17 protein-coding genes and 1 tRNA gene are annotated in these 17,472 nt (G+C 52.2%); 11 read left to right on the top strand and 7 right to left on the bottom strand.

Going from position 1 to position 17,472, the window contains the following annotated elements; all coding sequences use genetic code 11:
* The first annotated feature begins 131 nt into the window (after positions 1-131).
* The 4 genes from B9Z46_RS06280 to galU all read left to right on the top strand — a co-directional run bounded on the left by B9Z46_RS06280 (position 132) and on the right by galU (position 6,046).
* Positions 132-1,841, top strand: a complete 1,710-nt coding sequence (locus tag B9Z46_RS06280) for an FAD-dependent oxidoreductase (protein WP_108255020.1) — start codon at positions 132-134, stop codon at positions 1,839-1,841.
* 18 nt (positions 1,842-1,859) lie between these two features.
* Positions 1,860-2,039 (top strand): DUF2783 domain-containing protein, encoded by a 180-nt coding sequence (locus B9Z46_RS06275; protein ID WP_082466905.1) that lies wholly within the window; start codon positions 1,860-1,862, stop codon positions 2,037-2,039.
* 136 nt (positions 2,040-2,175) lie between these two features.
* Positions 2,176-5,142, top strand: a complete 2,967-nt coding sequence (locus tag B9Z46_RS06270) for a valine--tRNA ligase (RefSeq protein WP_108255019.1) — start codon at positions 2,176-2,178, stop codon at positions 5,140-5,142.
* Positions 5,143-5,158: 16 nt separating this feature from the next.
* The gene (gene galU, locus B9Z46_RS06265; protein WP_108255018.1) at positions 5,159-6,046 is read left to right on the top strand and encodes a UTP--glucose-1-phosphate uridylyltransferase GalU; all 888 of its coding nucleotides are present in this window, start codon (positions 5,159-5,161) and stop codon (positions 6,044-6,046) included.
* Between the two features lie 45 nt (positions 6,047-6,091).
* Here galU and B9Z46_RS06260 read toward each other — a convergent pair whose 3' ends face one another.
* Genes B9Z46_RS06260 through cysM form a run of 3 tightly spaced genes read right to left on the bottom strand, consistent with a single transcriptional unit; the run spans position 6,092 to position 7,805 of the window.
* Complete coding sequence (locus B9Z46_RS06260; protein ID WP_197274952.1) at positions 6,092-6,319, bottom strand: sulfurtransferase TusA family protein; 228 nt, start codon at positions 6,317-6,319, stop codon at positions 6,092-6,094.
* A 38-nt stretch (positions 6,320-6,357) separates the two neighbouring features.
* A complete protein-coding gene (locus B9Z46_RS06255; RefSeq protein WP_055361338.1) occupies positions 6,358-6,906 on the bottom strand; it encodes an NUDIX domain-containing protein in 549 nt (182 codons plus the stop codon).
* Complete coding sequence (gene cysM / locus B9Z46_RS06250) at positions 6,903-7,805, bottom strand: cysteine synthase CysM (protein ID WP_108255017.1); 903 nt, start codon at positions 7,803-7,805, stop codon at positions 6,903-6,905. The genes B9Z46_RS06255 and cysM overlap by 4 nt, the downstream gene beginning before the upstream one ends.
* Positions 7,806-7,892: 87 nt before the next feature.
* Here cysM and B9Z46_RS06245 point away from each other — a divergent pair, with 87 nt between their 5' ends.
* The 3 genes from B9Z46_RS06245 to B9Z46_RS06235 all read left to right on the top strand — a co-directional run bounded on the left by B9Z46_RS06245 (position 7,893) and on the right by B9Z46_RS06235 (position 10,142).
* Positions 7,893-8,246: a glutaredoxin domain-containing protein gene (locus B9Z46_RS06245; protein ID WP_108255016.1), complete on the top strand. Its 354-nt coding sequence runs from the start codon at positions 7,893-7,895 to the stop codon at positions 8,244-8,246.
* Between the two features lie 106 nt (positions 8,247-8,352).
* Entirely contained in the window at positions 8,353-9,318 is a 966-nt protein-coding gene (locus B9Z46_RS06240) for a sodium-dependent bicarbonate transport family permease (protein WP_108255754.1), read from the top strand.
* Between the two features lie 11 nt (positions 9,319-9,329).
* Positions 9,330-10,142 carry a DUF6671 family protein gene (locus tag B9Z46_RS06235; RefSeq protein WP_146179231.1) on the top strand — a complete coding sequence of 271 codons (813 nt, stop codon included), beginning with the start codon at positions 9,330-9,332 and terminating at the stop codon, positions 10,140-10,142.
* Positions 10,143-10,179: 37 nt separating this feature from the next.
* Here B9Z46_RS06235 and B9Z46_RS06230 read toward each other — a convergent pair whose 3' ends face one another.
* Positions 10,180-11,934 (bottom strand): cation:proton antiporter, encoded by a 1,755-nt coding sequence (locus tag B9Z46_RS06230; RefSeq protein WP_108255014.1) that lies wholly within the window; start codon positions 11,932-11,934, stop codon positions 10,180-10,182.
* 94 nt (positions 11,935-12,028) lie between these two features.
* Between B9Z46_RS06230 and B9Z46_RS06225 the strand changes: the two genes are divergently transcribed.
* Both B9Z46_RS06225 and B9Z46_RS06220 read left to right on the top strand, forming a co-directional pair.
* Entirely contained in the window at positions 12,029-12,235 is a 207-nt protein-coding gene (locus B9Z46_RS06225) for a hypothetical protein (RefSeq protein WP_108255013.1), read from the top strand.
* Between the two features lie 173 nt (positions 12,236-12,408).
* Positions 12,409-13,371, top strand: coding sequence for a TerC family protein (locus B9Z46_RS06220; RefSeq protein WP_055361343.1), 963 nt, complete (start codon positions 12,409-12,411; stop codon positions 13,369-13,371).
* A 20-nt stretch (positions 13,372-13,391) separates the two neighbouring features.
* On the opposite strand, the gene B9Z46_RS06215 is transcribed toward B9Z46_RS06220, so the two are convergent.
* Positions 13,392-14,273, bottom strand: coding sequence for a LysR family transcriptional regulator (locus B9Z46_RS06215; protein WP_108255012.1), 882 nt, complete (start codon positions 14,271-14,273; stop codon positions 13,392-13,394).
* 419 nt (positions 14,274-14,692) lie between these two features.
* Here B9Z46_RS06215 and B9Z46_RS06210 point away from each other — a divergent pair.
* Both B9Z46_RS06210 and B9Z46_RS06205 read left to right on the top strand, forming a co-directional pair.
* Positions 14,693-14,777: transfer RNA gene (locus B9Z46_RS06210), tRNA-Leu, on the top strand.
* Positions 14,748-15,368: a hypothetical protein gene (locus B9Z46_RS06205; RefSeq protein WP_146179230.1), complete on the top strand. Its 621-nt coding sequence runs from the start codon at positions 14,748-14,750 to the stop codon at positions 15,366-15,368. Before B9Z46_RS06210 ends, B9Z46_RS06205 begins: the two co-directional genes overlap by 30 nt.
* Here the strand turns inward: B9Z46_RS06205 and B9Z46_RS06200 are convergent.
* Positions 15,334-16,500 (bottom strand): MFS transporter, encoded by a 1,167-nt coding sequence (locus B9Z46_RS06200; RefSeq protein ID WP_108255010.1) that lies wholly within the window; start codon positions 16,498-16,500, stop codon positions 15,334-15,336. The genes B9Z46_RS06205 and B9Z46_RS06200 overlap by 35 nt on opposite strands.
* Before the next feature lie 10 nt (positions 16,501-16,510).
* Complete coding sequence (locus tag B9Z46_RS06195; RefSeq protein WP_108255009.1) at positions 16,511-17,461, bottom strand: SDR family oxidoreductase; 951 nt, start codon at positions 17,459-17,461, stop codon at positions 16,511-16,513.
* Between the last annotated feature and the right edge of the window lie 11 nt (positions 17,462-17,472).

Here is a 17,472-nt window from a genome sequence, read left to right as displayed (position 1 = left end):
TTCCTAAAAGGATTTCACTGCAAAATTCATTTCTAACAAAGAAACGAAAACAAAAGTAGTTTAGTCAATAAATCAGGCCAGCAGAATTGTTAAAGTGCGACCTGAGACAGGCACCATTCCAAAGGACAGCGATGAACACGCCCACTTTCAAAGAAGTTCAATTCACCAATGGGTATGAATTTACAGAAGGCACCGGTTACACCTTACCTGAATACCCCTTCGTCAAGCCACCTGAATTGGTCAACAACAAAACCTTGCGCCATGCAGTGGTCATTGTGGGTGGCGGCATCACGGGCCTCACCTTGGCGTGCGCCTTGGCCAATTTGGGCATCAAGGCCGTGCTGCTAGACGAAGACAACACAGTGGGGGTTAAAGGAGCGTCCTCCCGCGGCATTTGTTACACCCAAAAGTCTCTCGAGATTTTTAACAAACTGGGCATTTTTGATCGCATCGCCAAGAAGGGCATTCAATGGAGTGTGGGCCGCACTTTTGCGGGTGATGACGAGGTCTACAACTTTGACCTCAAGCAGCAAAGCAATTTCAGCCTCTCAGAACAACCTGCGTTCATCAACATCCAGCAGTTCTACATTGAGGGCTTTTTGGTGGAACGCATTCAAGAACTGGGCAGTGTTGATTTGCGTTGGCAGTCGCGTGTGAAGGCTTTCAAACAGAACAAAGATTTCGCAACGCTCAGTGTGGAAACCCCAGAGGGCTCTTACGACATTCAAGCCGATCATGTGATCGACGCATCGGGCTCGCACACGCCCTTTCATGCTTGGACAGGTGTCACCATGGAAAGCAAAAAAGGCGATGACCGTTGGTGCATTGCGGACGTTCGCTTTGACACGCGCCCGCCCACAGAACGCCACACTTGGATTGAAGCCCCTTTCAACGAAAACCGCGCAGTGTGGCAACACTTGATGGCCGATGATGTGTGGCGCATTGACTACCAAATGGAACCCAATGCCGATGCCGCTTACATCAGCCGCGAAGACGTTGTTCGAGAACGCTTGGAGCGCCAGTTTGGCAAAAACGTGAAGGTCGACATCGTGTGGGTGGGCCCCTACGCCTACAAGAGCCAATGCCTCAACACATTGCGCATGGGCCGCGTATTTTTCATGGGTGATACCGCCAAAATTGTGAACCCCTTTGGCGCACGCGGCGGTAACACGGGTGTAGCAGATGCCGACAACTTGGCTTGGAAGTTGGCCGCGGTATTGCGCGGCCACGCCGATGAAGCACTCCTTGAAAGCTACAACGACGAACGTCTTGAAGCAGCGCAAGAAAACGTCAAGGTGACACGCCGTACTGCTCGATTTTTACGACCTGCAGATGGCATTGAACGCGCCTTTAGAAAAGCCACCATCAGCTTGGCCAAACAGCATCCCTTTGCACGTTCTTTGGTGAACACGGGCCGAATGGCTGTGGCCAACACGTATCGAGGCTCGCGCATTTGTGGTGACAACGGCGGCGTGTCCGTTCAAAACGTAAAAATTCAGTGGCGTCCTGGCAAAACAGGTGCTTTGAATGATCTGCTTCAGTGGGCAGATGGCCGCTTGCTCATTTTGGTTTTTGGTGAGCAAACCAAAGCATCTTTGAAACGACTCCAAGAACTGAGTCTCTCGGGTCTCCCTGTTCGTTGCGTGCAAGTTTTGACGCAAGGTGATCACGTGCAAGCGCGGGAGCATGTTTGGGACAAGCAAGGCCGCCTGCAAAGTGCCTGTGCAGCAGTGCCATCAGGTGGCTGGGCTCTGATTCGACCTGATGGTTATTTGGCCGACACAGGCAAAGCGATCAATGGTGAGTTGGTTGGCGCCGTTGCCAGGTCTTTGGGTCTTTGATCACATTTGGACATCATAATGAAAACAGAACTGAACCTGCAAGACGCCGACACCTTTTACGAGCAGCTGCTGAATGCCCATGAGGGCCTCAGCGCTGAGCAGTCTGAGCAATTGAACATGCGCCTGATTTTGCTACTGGCCAATCAGGTTGGCGATGCCGCTGTCTTGCGGGATTGCATCGAATCGGCCAAGAACTGATCCTGAACCAACCTGGATTGCCTTTCATGGGTACTGGAATGGGCAATTAGCCGGGAATCAGGGCTCTTGCCCAGTAAAATCATGGCTTTAGAACATTCATGACATTGCCCCTGGGCAATCTCTAACCATTCAGCCCATGAGCAACGAGTCCACCCCCGCCCTTCAGCAACCCGGCCTTGAAAGCCTGTCCAAGTCTTTTGAGCCCGCCGCCTTAGAAGCCCACTGGGGCCCCGAATGGGAAAAACGCGGTTACGGCATTGCTGGCCATCGCGGCAGCCAAGCGCCCAAGGCTGACGCCCCCAACTTCGCCATCCAATTGCCGCCCCCCAATGTGACAGGCACCCTGCACATGGGCCATGCATTTAACCAAACCATCATGGACAGCCTCACGCGCTATCACCGCATGATGGGCTTCAACACCGCTTGGATTCCGGGCACCGACCACGCCGGCATTGCCACGCAAATTGTGGTGGAGCGCCAGCTGCAAGGCCAAGGCTTCAGCCGCCACGACATGGGCCCAACGCCTGCCGAAGCCCGTAAAAACTTTGTATCCAAAGTGTGGGAATGGAAAGAACAATCGGGCAACACCATCACGCAGCAAATGCGCCGCATGGGCGACAGCGTGGACTGGACGCGCGAGTACTTCACCATGGACGACAAGCTGTCCAAAGTGGTGTCCGAAACCTTTGTGAAGTTGTACGAGCAAGGTCTGATTTACCGCGGCAAGCGCCTGGTCAGCTGGGACCCAGTGCTGCAAAGCGCGGTGTCCGACTTGGAAGTGGAAAACACAGAAGCCGACGGCAAGATGCATTACATCTTGTACCCGTTTGCAGACGGCCCTCAACTGATTGATGGCGTGATGCAAAAAGGCATGACCATTGCCACCACACGTCCCGAAACCATGTTGGCTGACGGCGCGTTGGCCGTTCACCCTGAAGACGAACGTTACAAACATTTGGTGGGCAAGAAAGTCGATTTGCCTTTGTGCGATCGCCAGATCCCCATCATTGCCGATGACTTTGTCGATCGCGAATTTGGCTCAGGTTGCGTGAAGATCACCGGCGCTCACGACGCCAACGACTACGCATGTTCCATGCGTCACAACTTGCCGCTGATCACCATCTTCACATTGACGGCCACTGTGAACGAAAACGGCCCCAAAGCCTACCAAGGCATGGACCGCTTTGTGGCGCGCAAGGCTGTGATCAAAGACTTGGAAGCACAAGGTCTGCTGATTGAAATCAAAGCCCACAAACTGATGTTGCCCATATGCGCCCGAACAGGCCAAGTGGTCGAGCCCATGCTCACAGACCAATGGTTTGTGGCCGTGAACAAAGTCAGCCCCCAAGACCCCACAGGTAAGAGCATTGCGCAAAAAGCCATTGATGCGGTGCACTCCGGCCAAGTGAGCTTTGTGCCCGAGAACTGGGTCAACACTTACGACCAGTGGATGAACAACATTCAAGACTGGTGCATCTCACGTCAACTCTGGTGGGGCCATCAAATTCCCGCTTGGTACGACGAAGAAGGCAATGTGTACGTTGCCAAGTCGGAAGCTGAAGCTCAAGCGCAAGCTGGTGCAGGCAAGAAACTCAAGCGCGATGAAGACGTACTCGACACTTGGTATTCCTCAGCCTTGGTGCCCTTCTCCACCATGGGTTGGCCAGAGGCCGTGGCCACATCAGGCACCAACAAAACACAAGACTATGACTTGTACCTGCCCTCCTCTGTGCTGGTCACTGGATACGACATCATTTTCTTCTGGGTGGCCCGAATGATCATGATGACCACGCACTTCACAGGTCGCGTGCCTTTCAAACATGTCTACATTCACGGCTTGGTGCGCGATGCACAAGGCAAGAAGATGAGCAAGTCAGAAGGCAATGTGCTCGACCCCGTCGACTTGATTGACGGCATTTCTTTAGAGCCTTTGCTCGAAAAGCGTTCACAAGGTTTGCGCAAGCCCGAGACGGCACCGCAAGTGCGCAAGAACACGCAAAAAGAATTCCCCGAAGGCATTCCAGCCTACGGTGCAGATGCACTGCGCTTTACGTTTGCCGCTTTGGCCTCCTTGGGCCGCAGCATCAACTTTGACAGCAAGCGCTGCGAAGGCTATCGCAACTTCTGCAACAAGCTGTGGAACGCCACACGCTTTGTGTTGATGAACTGCGAAGGCCAAGATTGTGGTCTGAAGGAACACACCAAAGCCGAATGCGCGGTGGGTGGACCTGCACATGGTTATTTGACTTTCAGCCAAGCCGATCGTTGGATCTCTTCCAAAATTCAACGCGTCGAAGCCGACGTGGCTAAGGGCTTTGCAGAATATCGCTTGGACAACGTGGCCAACGCCATCTACGACTTTGTGTGGAACGAGTTTTGCGACTGGTATTTGGAAATTGCCAAAGTGCAAATCAACACGGGCGATGCCTCACAGCAACGCGCGACCCGTCGCACACTCATTCGCGTTTTGGAAACCATTCTGCGTTTGGTGCACCCCATCACCCCCTTCATCTCTGAAGAGTTGTGGCAAAAGGTGGCGCCCGTGGCGGGTCGTGCAGGTCCTTCGGTCAGCATTGCGGCCTACCCTGTGTCACAACCCGAGCGCATCGACGAACAAGCAGAGGCGCATGTGGCCAAGCTCAAAACGCTGGTGGATGCCTGCCGCAATTTGCGCGGTGAGATGAACGTCTCGCCTGCCACCAAATTACCTTTGTATGTATTGGGCGATGCAGAGTTCATGAAATCTGCTGGACCCGTGTTGCAAGCCTTGGCCAAGTTGAACGAAGTGAAAGTGTTTGACAACGAAGCCGAGTGGACCAAGGCTGCCGCCGCTGCGCCTGTGGCCGTGGTGGGCGAAGCGCGTCTGTGCTTGTTCATGGAAGTGGACGTGGCCGCAGAGAAGATTCGTCTCAGCAAAGAAGTGGCCCGCTTAGAGGGCGAAATTGGCAAAGCCAATGGCAAGCTGAGCAATGAGGCCTTTGTGGCCAAAGCCCCACCCGCAGTGATCGATCAAGAACGAAAGCGCGTGGCTGACTTTGAGGCCACCTTGCTGAAAGTGAAAGCCCAGCTTAGCCAGCTTGAAGCGACGCCTGCCAAATCTTGACAATGAAAGCACAGCCATGAGCAATCAACCCAGCATTCGCAAAGCCGTCTTTCCAGTCGCTGGTTTGGGCACTCGTTTCTTGCCAGCCACCAAAGCGGCACCCAAGGAAATGTTGCCCGTGGTGGACAAGCCGCTCATTCAGTACGCTGTTGAAGAAGCCTACTCAGCAGGCGTGCGCCACATGATCTTCGTCACTGGCCGCAGCAAACGCGCCATTGAAGATCACTTTGACACCGCTTACGAACTCGAAACCGAATTGGAAAGCGCCCAGAAGGACGAGTTGTTGAAATTGGTCCGCTCTGTGCAGCCCGACGACATGGTTTGCGCCTATGTACGTCAGCCCCGCTCGCTTGGCCTGGGACACGCTGTTTTATGTGCGGAAGCCATGGTGGGTCGCGAACCTTTTGCAGTGTTGTTGGCAGATGACCTCATGGTAGGTCGCAAAGGTGGGCCTTCTGTATTGGCCCAAATGGTCAAAGCGTATGAGCAGCAAGGTCGCTCTATTTTGGCGGTGCAAGAGGTACCTCTAGCGCACGTCAAACGCTATGGCATTGTGGCTGGCGAATCCGCTGGCAAGCAATTGATTCGCGTCGAACAAATTGTAGAGAAACCTGCACCCGAGCAAGCGCCCTCGCGCATGGGTGTTGCGGGTCGCTACATTCTCACCCCAGGTATTTTTGATGAGATCCGAAATCAACCCACAGGGGTTGGCGGCGAGATTCAGTTGACCGATGCCATAGCACGTTTGAAATCCAAAGAGGCTGTGTACGCCTTTCAATACGAAGGCAAACGCTACGATTGCGGCAGCAAAGAGGGTTTCTTAGAAGCCACAGTTGAATTGGCTTTGGAACACCCTCAAGTGGGTGAAGCTTTCAGAGCCTATCTGAAAACTTTGAGTCTTTGAACTCAAATCGAACATCTCAAAAGCTTCACTCTGTGAAGCTTTTTTTCAGCGACGCTTCAACCAAATCAAAAAACGTTCGCCTTCTGTTTCTTGGGCCAACAACTCATTGCCCGTTTGCCTGGCAAAGGCTTCAAAATCGCGCAAAGCGCCTGGATCGGTGGACAGCACTTTCAGCACTTGACCTGAGGTCATGGCCGTCAATGACTTCTTGGCCTTCAAAATAGGCAAGGGGCAATTCAAACCACAGGTGTCCAGTTCAACGTCAAACGACAAGCTCATTTTGCAATCTCTTCTTTTTTCTTTTCAGGCTGTTATTCCGAAGTGCGTCCTTGCGCATCTCGCTCTTCCCAAGTCATGAACTTAGGCTCAATTCCGATGGTGCGCAGCCAATCGCCCAGCGCATAGCCTGTACCCGCAGGCCAGCACACCAACTCATCAAAGTTGAACATCTTGTATTCTGCCAACTCGGGCGACAAACGAACGTTGCCAGAGGCCAAAGCGTGATAAGCAATGATGACTTGGTTCATGCGCTGGAAGTCGTACACACCAATGAGTTTGAGTGCACTGACTTGCAGGTTGGTTTCTTCTGCAATCTCACGGGAGATGCCTTCTTCAGGTGTTTCACCCGCTTCCATGAAGCCAGTGATCAACGCAAATTTACGGCCGGTCCAAGCGGCGTTGCGTGCCAACAAAATTTGATTGCCCACTTGCACAATGCCAGCCAACACCGGCGTGGGATTGTTCCAATGCGTGAAGCTGCATTCGGTGCAACGCAAGCGCAATTTTTCACCGCCATCTTCCATTTGCGGCAACCACGACAGCGGCGCACCGCAACAAGGACAAAAGCGATATTCGGTCATGCAGGGAACACTCCGGTTGAAAGGTAACGATCACCGCGATCGCACACAATGAAAACGATGGTGGCATTGCTTTCGCGTGCAGCGATTTGCTGCGCCACCCAGCATGCTCCCGCGGCTGAAATGCCAGTAAACAAGCCTTCTTCACGGGCCATCTGACGGCAAGTGTCCTCTGCATCGTCTTGGCTGACGTAGATCAGCTCATCGACATTGGCTGGGTTGTAAATTTTGGGCAAATACTCTTCAGGCCACTTCCGAATGCCAGGAATGCGCGAACCCTCGCTGGGTTGTGCGCCCACAATTTGAACCTTGGGATTCTTCTCTTTCAAAAACTGCGACACCCCCGTGATGGTGCCGGTGGTGCCCATGGCACTCACGAAGTGCGTGATGCGACCTTCGGTTTGCGCCCAGATTTCGGGGCCTGTGGTTTCATAGTGAACGCGTGGATTGTCTGGATTGGAAAACTGATCCAGGATGCGGCCCTTGCCCTGCGCAGCCATGTTGTCCGCCAAATCGCGGGCGTATTCCATGCCGCCGCTCTTGGGGGTCAAAATGAGTTCAGCACCAAAGGCCTTCATGGTTTGAGCGCGCTCAATCGACAGGTCTTCGGGCATGATCAAAATCATGCGATAGCCTTTGATGGCAGCGGCCATGGCCAAGGCAATGCCGGTGTTGCCGGAGGTGGCTTCGATGAGGGTGTCACCGGGCTTGATTTCGCCGCGTTCTTCCGCGCGCTTGATCATGGACAGCGCGGGGCGGTCTTTGACCGAGCCTGCTGGGTTGTTGCCTTCAAGTTTGCCCAGAATGACATTGCCTTTGGGGGTCATCAACTCGGCGGACAGGCGTTGCAACCTCACCAGGGGTGTGTTGCCAATGGATTCGTCAAGGGTTGGGTACGTCATTTCCGCATTATCCTTCGAACATCGAGGCCTTGTCATTTCGTCAGAATCAGGCTTTGCCCAAATATTTCATCTTTTTGAGGACGCGCCATGCCAAGACACATTTTGAACGAATCCCACATTCATCCCGCCATTCAGGGCTTCATTGCCAACCATCACCGTGAGGTGGTGGAAGAGGTGCAAGCAGCCATCGCCCAACATCGCGTTGTCGTGGTGGGCATGCGCCAAAACCCCATGTGCAAAGCCGTTCGCAAACGCCTTTCTGATGCCAACATCCAACATCATTATTTGGAATACGGCAGTTATTTCAGCGACTGGCGCAAACGAAATGCCCTCAAATTGTGGACCGGCTGGCCCACCTTCCCCATGGTGTTTGTAGAAGGCGTCTTGGTCGGCGGTGACAGCAATGTCAAAGATTTGCTGGCAGCCGGCCAACTGCGTTAAAGGACCAGGCTTCCTGCTGAAATCACATACATCAGGAAAGGTTAAAGAGATTCCATAAAAATCTCCGCACACGTGCCTTCAAGATAAAAAGACAAACAAGATCATGCTGAACAACTTCATGGACCCAGCCATCTTGTTTTTTCTTTTCGGGGTTGGTGCGGGCTTGGTCAAGTCGAATTTGGAAATACCCGCCCCAATTTCCAAATTTTTATCGCTTTACCTGCTCATGGCACTGGGCCTCAAGGGTGGATTTGCCTTAGCACAGTCTGGCTTGACACTCGAGGTTGTCAAGGGTTTAGGTGCCGCCCTGCTGCTTGCCATCATCATTCCTTTGGCGGGCTACCAAGTTCTCAAAAAACTAACTGGCCCCTTTGACGCCGCGGCAATTGCCGCCACATATGGCTCCGTCAGCGCCGTCACCTTTATCACCAGTGTGCAATTTTTAGACGGTCAACAAGTGTCCTATTCAGGCCACATGTCGGCGGCCATGGCCGTGATGGAATCGCCAGCTATTTTGTTGGCTGTTTTTTGGGTCAACTCAGTGCGAACTCAGACTGCGACAACTTCGAATGGACAAGTCCACAGCTTGCGTCAAACCCTCCACGAGTCATTGACGGATGGCGCGCAACTTCTTTTGCTTGGCGCCATGTTGGTGGGCATTTTGTCGGGCGACCAAGGCAAAGCAATGATGGCGCCGTTTTCGGTGGACTTGTTCAAGGGCATGCTCGCCTTCTTCTTACTGGACATGGGCTTGACCACTGCCAAAAACTTTCCGAACCTCAAGGGACAGTCACCGTGGCTCATGGCCTACGCCACTTTGGGCCCCTTGATTCACAGCGGCATTGCCCTCATGGTTGCACTGGCGCTTCAACTGTCCTTGGGAGATTCATTTCTTCTCATGGTGCTTGCCGCTAGCGCGTCCTACATTGCTGTGCCCGCCGCCTTGAAGCTGGCCATACCGGAAGCTTCGCCCACGTTGTACCTTGGCCTGTCTTTGGGTCTGACGTTTCCGCTGAACATCATTCTGGGCATTCCCTTCTATTTTCAAATTGCGCAAAAGTATGTCGCTTGAACGGTCATGACATGGCGCAAACCCTCGCATTCTTAACTTGTCACCACAAAGATGTGGCTGTCAAAAAAGCCATGGCGAAAAGTGGTTTTGACGTCGTTCTGCATGACGCTTTCAACACAGACACCTTGGGCACCTTCACCAACGAGAAAGCCCGCGAATTAAGCCAAATGCAAACGGCTTTGAAGAAAGCACAACTGGCGTGTGAATTGACAGGCCATGCCTTTGGATTGGGCAGTGAAGGCGCCTTTGGCCCCCATCCGCAGATCCATCTTTTGCCTTGGAATTACGAAGTATTGGCCTTCTGGGACGCCGCACATCAGCATGCCATTTACGCTGTGCACGGTACGGCAGACACTAATTTTGCTTCGCAGCGTATCACCTCACTTGAAGAGGCTGAAGAATTTGCAAAGCAATCGCGGTTTCCTAGCCATGCTTTGATTGTGGGAAGTCCATCAGATTCTTATTTTCAAAAAGGTGTTCAAGATCCGGATGCATTTCAAGCACTGGTGAAGAGCGCCTTGGCACTCAATTCATCGTTATGGCTTGAAACCGACATGCGCGCCCACATGAACCCCACACGCATGAACGTGATTGCGCAAACTGCAGAAAAACTTCAGGCGCTGTTGGGCTCGCATTGCCCCCAATGTCAATTGCCTGGATTCGGCCTGACCCAACTCATTGCAGGGGCCTTGTGCAAAACATGCCACACCCCTACGCGACTGCCCAAAGCCGAGCAATGGTCCTGCGCCAACTGCGGGTACGCGAAAATCAAAGAGCTCAACACTTGGGCTTCAGCAGCACAGTGTGATGTCTGCAACCCCTAAGCCTCAACTGGCTGGGGTGTACTGATTCCCCAATGCGTTAACGGGGACTTGCGTCTTCAGATTCTTCCGAAAATGTTTGCTCTCTGAGCAGTTCATAGCGCTGCTGCCTTTGCGCTTGCACCATGCGAATCACCCGTTTCATGGGTACGCCCATCAAAGCCAATGCGTGTGTCGCCAGCATCAATGATCCCTCGACGGACTCAGGCACCACTTCTGTCGCGCCGGCTGCTTGAAACTTTTCAAGATCCCGATCATCTTTGGTCCGCACCACCACAGGAACCTTGGGTGCGTGCTCTCGAGTTAAGGCAACCACGCGCAAGGATGACGCATTGTCGAGGTAAGTGACCACCACAGCACTGGCCCTGGCTAAACCCACCGCCATCAGGGACTGCAATCTGGCGGCGTCACCAAATGCCACATGATCCCCTTGCGCCAAGGCACCGTTGACACGATCGGGGTCGAGGTCAAGGGCCATGTAGGGAATGTTTTGCGCTTTCAGCAATCTGGCCAAGTTTTGACCACACCTGCCATAGCCGCAGATGATGACATGCTGCTCCGTACTGATGCTTTGCTGTGCCATTTGGGTCATTTGCAAAGACTGCTGCAACCAATCGCTGTTGGCCCATTTCATAACCCACCGATTGGCATTCATCACAATGAAAGGTGTGGCCAGCATCGACAGCACCATGCTGGCCAGCACAGGGTTGAACCAATCAGCCGGAATGAGTTGATTTTGGTTGCCCAAGGTCAACAAGACAAAACCAAATTCACCGGCTTGTGCCAAGTACAAACCTGTCCTTAAAGAAACACCTTCACTGGCGCCACTCAGCCTTGTCAACGCGGCAATCAGCAAAAACTTGAAAGCTACAGGCACAGTGACCAGCAGCAACACGAATTCCCAACGATCCCAAACAATGCGCCAATCGAGCATCATGCCAATGGTGATGAAGAACAGGCCCAGCAATACATCGTGAAAAGGCTTGATGTCGGTTTCAACTTGGTGTTTGAATTCGGTTTCAGAAATCAACATGCCGGCCACAAAAGCACCCAGCGCCAAACTCAAACCCGCCATTTCAGTGAGCCAGGCCAAGCCCAATGTGGTGAGCAAAATGTTCAGCACAAACAGCTCTTGGCTTTGACGCCTGGCCACCAAAGTTAGCCAAGCATGCATGACGCGTTGCCCACCCGTGAGAAGGAGCGTCAACAGCAAGACGGCCTTGATGCCGGCCAACAACAAAGACATGGCCATTTGCTCAGGTGCCGAACCCAAAGCGGGAATGAGAACCAACAAAGGCACCACGGCCAAATCCTGAAACAACAAGACGCCCACCACGCGCTTGCCATGCTCCGAGTCAAGCTCTAAACGGTCCACCATGAGCTTGATCACAATGGCTGTGCTGCTCATGGCCAAGGCGCCCGACAAAGCCAAGGCGGTTTGCCAACGCATTTGCCAAATGGATGGCGCCATGCTGGCCAAAAACATCGACCCCACAGTGACACAGACCATGGTGAGGATGACCTGCATGGAGCCTAAGCCAAAGACATGGCGCCGCATGCTTTTGAGTTTGGGCAAGTTGAACTCTAAGCCAATGACAAACATCAAGAACACAACGCCAAACTCGGCCAAATGGCGAATGCCTTCAGAATTTTGGGCCAGTGCCAACGCATTGGGACCAATGACCACGCCCACCGCCAGGTAGCCAAGCATAGGTGGCAATTTGAAAACCCGACAAGCGGCCACCCCAAGCACTGCAGCAAGGAGGTAAAGCAGGGTTAGGTCCAAGGAACTCATGGTCCTATGCTAACCCTTTGATATAGACCTGATAAATATTAGATTATTCAGAGGCGGTTAGAGTTTCATTCATAATCAAATTTTGGAGAACTCTATGATTCAAGTTGTTATGCAAGGTGCCCTTCGTCGCTTGAAGTCCAAGTTCAAATTACCAGCGCCACCTGCGTCCGAAAAACACTCAGAAGGCTCGAAGGATCAAGCTGGAGAGCCCGAAGGCAAAGACAAAACTGGATTCATCTTGAAATTCTTTTTGATTGCGACGGTGGTTTTATTGATTGTGTTCAGCAACGTGCTGCCATAAGCAGCCCCATAAAGCGCCGCGCGTGATGTTGGACTGACAACCCTTCGCAAACCAGGAATCAACCATCCTAATTTTCCGAAGTATTGTTGTGATTTAATACAAAAAAAAACAGAGGACTCCTCAACGTTTTTTTGTAATTTCATATCCACAACAACTTGATAGACACTCACATCATGCAAACAATTGCCCCTCTTTGGCTTTGGATCACTTTTGTGGTCATTGTTTTAGTCTCCTTGTTCATTGACTTTTGGATGCTCAAAAAACAAGGCTCTCAAGACATGAGCATGAAAGATGCGCTGCGCTGGTCCGTGGTTTGGATTGTCATGAGCTTCTTGTTCAACGGTCTGTTGTGGTGGGCCGTGAAAGACACTGCCAACTCCACTGAAATGGCCAACGACAAAGCCCTCGAATTTTTAACAGGCTATCTGATTGAGAAGTCTCTGGCTGTTGACAACATTTTTGTCTTCTTAATGATCTTCACCTACTTTGCTGTTCCCTCGCACTATCAAAAAAGGGTGCTCATGATTGGCATTGTGGGCGCCATTGTGTTGCGCACCGTCATGATCTTGATCGGTGGTTGGCTACTGGCCCAGTTTCACTGGATTCTTTATGTATTTGGTGCATTCCTGGTACTCACTGGCATCAAGATGTGGTGGGCTGCCGGCAAGGAACCCAGCTTGGATGACAACCCTGCACTCAAGTTGCTGAACAAACTGATACCTGTCAGCAAGTCTTACGACGGTGAAAAGTTTTGGACAGTCGAAAATGGCAAGAAGATAGCGACCCCACTGTTCATGGTCATCTGTTTGATTGCCATCACGGACATCATTTTTGCCGTGGACTCCATCCCTGCCATCTTCGCCATCACGGACGACGCGTTCATCGTTTTGACCAGCAATGTTTTTGCCATCTTAGGACTGCGCGCGATGTACTTTTTGTTGGCCAATGTCGCCTCCAAGTTTCATTTACTCAACTATGGCTTGGCTGTCATTTTGATGTTCATTGGCACCAAAATGTGCTTGGTGGATGTCTACAAAGTACCTGTTGTTGCATCTTTGGCTGTGGTGGTGGTCGTCCTTGCAGCAACCATGTGGCTAAGCGTGAAGACGGCAAAGCCCGAGAGTCACAGCAACTGACATTCAAACCAACCCCCTTTTCACTTGTGTTGCAACAGCGACTGAACCAAGGGGTGATGTACTTTTCGCTCTGTGCCGATGGCAAAGAAATGCTCTTTAACACCGGTACAAGCGCCAAGTCTGCTGACGCCGTACTGCGACACCAAGTCTTCTTGAACCCATTCTGCAGCTGGGAATATGCCCATGCCGTTGGCACCGAACGTTTGCAGGAGTGCACTGTCCTCAAACTCGCCCACGACATTGGGCGTGATGTGGTTGTGCTCAAACCATCGGTCCAGTCGATCACGCATTGCGGTATGCGCCGTGGGCAGCAAGATGGGCACTGAAGACAAACTTTGCGGAAAATTCTGTCGTGCCGATTTGACCCATGTTTTGGTGCCATATAAGGCAATGTCGGTGGCACCCAGCGCATGGCTGTACAACTTGAGATTGCTGTTGTTGGGTGCAGCGCGATCAGACAGCACCACATCCAGGCGATGCAAGGCCAAGTCCCCAAGCAGGTCTTCCAGTTCACCCTCGTAACATGTGAGCTTTAGATTCTTCACCGACATGATGGGCTGCAACAAACGATGCGCCACCATTTTGGGCAAGCTATCACAAATGCCAACCGTCAATCGCGCCATTGGTTTGCTGGCTGCATTTCTAACATGTGACGGCAATGCTTCACCTAATTGAAAAATGAGATCTGCTTGTTTCATGGCCGCTGTGCCAGCTTCCGTTAACACCAATCCTCGACCAGCAGGTTTCAAAAGCGCAAAGCCCAAAGACTTTTCCAGCTCACGAACTTGTGCGCTGACAGTTTGGACAGCCATGTCCAACTTGTCTGCCGCTTTGGTGATGCCGCCCTCCTTGGCCACAACCCAAAAATAGTAAAGGTGCTTGTAATTGAAATGGACGCTCATGACAGTTTTTTAAGGATGGTTGTTATTGAATTTTCTGCTTTTTCAGAACCGCTTGCTGAACTACCTTAGCTTCCATCGCAATCCCCGCATTTCATGGAGAGAATATGACTGACATCCAAACAATTGACATGTCCATTGGCGTTTTAATCATTGCCGTCGCAGTTATGTACGCGGCCTGGTACGAGTACAGAAAGAAAATCAACAAGACGCCAAGTTGTTACTCGCAACCGGCCTGCTCAGTTTGAGTGGCAGCGCATTCATGATGATGGCCCTGTAAGTTGAAATACCCAAGCCCCTCAAGGGGCAAATAAGACAAATAAAATCAAGAGCAATGACGGTCAACGGTCAGAGTACAAAAAACCAAAGACCCGATGCAAAACCCGAAAAAAATATGTCATAATCGCGTTCTTCGCAATCCTGCCCGGGTGGTGAAATTGGTAGACGCAGGGGACTCAAAATCCCCCGCCGCAAGGCGTGCCGGTTCGATTCCGGCCTCGGGCACCATCGATTTTTCTCAAATCGAATCACATTAATTGCGAAATGCTATTCCTGCTAATAATTGCATTAGCTGTACTGTACCCCGCAGTGCACATACTGAATGGTTGGCTGTTTGACTTTGCCACCATCAACCACCATATCTCGCTGATCTATTTGCCTGCTTTTTTGCGGCTGTTCAATCTGCTGGTGTTGGGGCCTGTTTACGGAACGCTCACAAGCATTCTGGGCGGCCTGTTTCTCATGGGCAACTTCAATGAAGCACTGGCTTTTGCACTGTTCAACATTGCATGCTCAGCGACCGGGCCATTGCTTGCCCTCTTTGGCTTCAGGCTCTACTTTAAAAGACGCGTCGAGCTCACTTATTTGCGTGATCTCACAACGCTGACGCTCATTTATTGCATTTGCAATTCACTGATCCACCACACTGCTTGGCAAATTTTGGAAACTACGCGTGACTTTGATCTGCAAGAGGCCGCTTGGATGTTCGTTGGCGACTTCAACGGTGCTTTGCTTGGCGCTTACCTCACAAAAGCGCTGATCGATGCACTTGAAAAGCGGGGCTTCAATTTTTCAGGCTCTTCGCAGCCCAAAAACTGAGCGCCACCAATGGCAAGCTGACCGCAAAGGTGGCGCGAATGCCGAAGTACTCAGCCACCCAACCCAACAAGGGTGGGCCAATCAAAAAAATCACAAATGAAGTTTGCGCCAAAGCGGCCACATTCAAAGCCGCAGGTCTGTCAGTGCGCTGCGCAGCGGCAGACATGGCCAGCGGAAAAATGGCACTGGTGCCAACACCCATCAAGGCCAAACCCAACAAAGCCAACCATGCAGCTTGAGCCCAAGTGACAGCGCAGACACCCAAACCTAAAACCAAAATCAAACCTCTGGCAACTCGAACGGGTTGAAATCTCTCCACCAAACGATCAGCAAAAAAACGGGTCACTGCTTGGGTTGTTGCGCCTGCAGCCACCGCCAGACCACACACAAAGGGACTGCTTGAAAAAACATCACGCATGTAAATGGCAGACCAATCAATGCCCGCACCTTCCATCAGCATGGCCGCAAAGGTGGCCACAACCAACATCAAAATAGCAGGCGTTGGCCATGCGAACTGAATGTTTTTCTGAGCGTCTTCTGAATTGATCCGTGGCCTGTGAGGTGCAGCTTCAAACCCACCCAACAGCAGCATCACCATGAGGGCGACCACAGCCACCATGCCCAACAAATGAAGTTGCGGTGACAAGCCCCCTTGCGCAGCCAAACCCCCTAACAAACCCGCAGATGCGAAGCCAATGCTCCAAAATGCATGCGCCCTGTTCATGATGCGGCGACCTAACGCAAATTCAACACGGTCAGCTTCTAGATTAACCACCTGTTCAATAGCGCCAATGCAAATGCCAGCAGGCAACAAACTCATGAACATCCAAAAGGGATGGGTGGCAAATGCAGCCAAGGCATAAAAAACGGTGACGAGCGGCAGACCCAACCATAGGATTTTTTGAGCACCCCAGCGCTCAATCCATCGGCCTCCAAAGGTCAAAGAAATGAGAGTGCCCGACGCTGTACCGATGAGACCCAAGCCCAAAGCACCTTCGGCCACGCCCATGCTGAGTTGAACCTCGGCCATTCGGGGATACAAACCTCCCAGTGCCAGGGCGTAAAGAAAAAATGCAGCATAGACACGTTGAACGGCAGACATGTTCCAACCGATAACTTGGAAAAATTTCATGCGCAGATTTTCAAATTGTCTTCGGAAGTTTGGCCGCCAAGGGCAGCAAACCTTCTCTCACAGTAGGGTAATGCAATCGAATCTTGAGTTCAGATTTGAGCCGTTGATTCTGCAACCTGCGTGATTCACTCATGAAACTCAACAGCATCAGTGGCAAGGTTTCTTGTGCCTGTGTTCGCTGCACGCGCGGTGGACGAGGCAAGCCCATCAGGTCAGCTGCCATGTCAAAGTAATCACCCATTTTCAAATGCGTATCGTCAGTCACATGCACCACGCGCTGCGGTTTCCCACGCCACACAGCGGCTACACAAGCCCGGGCTAAATCATCGGCATGGATGTGATTGGTATAAACATCGTCATGCGCTACCAAAACCGGGGTCCCTTTCAGGAGACGATCGCGGGGTGTGCCGCTGGGTCGGTCTACTGCATAGATACCTGGAATTCGCAAAATGCTGGTTCGAACACCTGTTTTGCCAAGAAATCGAACGATGCGCTCAGCATCCACACGCCGAATCGCGCGAGGCGTATGGGGTTGAACTGTTTGCGTTTCGGGCACCCAGGCGCCACCACAATCGCCATACACACCGCTGGTTGAGCCATACACCAAGCTTTTGGGCAAGCTTCTCTTTTGAAGTGCTCTGACGAGGTTCAGGGTGCGCGGATCGGTCGACCAGCCGCCCACTCTGTCGGCGGGCGGTGGCGCTAAATGAAGAATGCGCGTTGCCCAGCCGGACAAACGCTGCAGGGTTTCGGGTGCATCTAAGTTACCGACCAGCGGAACAATGCCCTGCGCCCTGAAACTGGTAGCTTTTTCTGGGCTCGAGGTCAAGGCGGCCACCCTGGTTCGTCCCACCCATTGTTTGGCCGAACGTTGACCCACATCACCACATCCGATGATCAAAACGCGCTCTTTTCGAAAGCGAGCAGGTAAGGCGCCCAAAGGGGTTTGGTTTGAAGGCAAAATCAGGGGTC

The sequence above is a fragment of the Limnohabitans sp. Hippo4 genome, from assembly GCF_003063605.1.
Classification (GTDB): domain Bacteria; phylum Pseudomonadota; class Gammaproteobacteria; order Burkholderiales; family Burkholderiaceae_C; genus Limnohabitans_A.
Note: the sequence above shows the minus strand (reverse complement) of the source record. Positions and strands in the feature narration are given on the sequence as shown.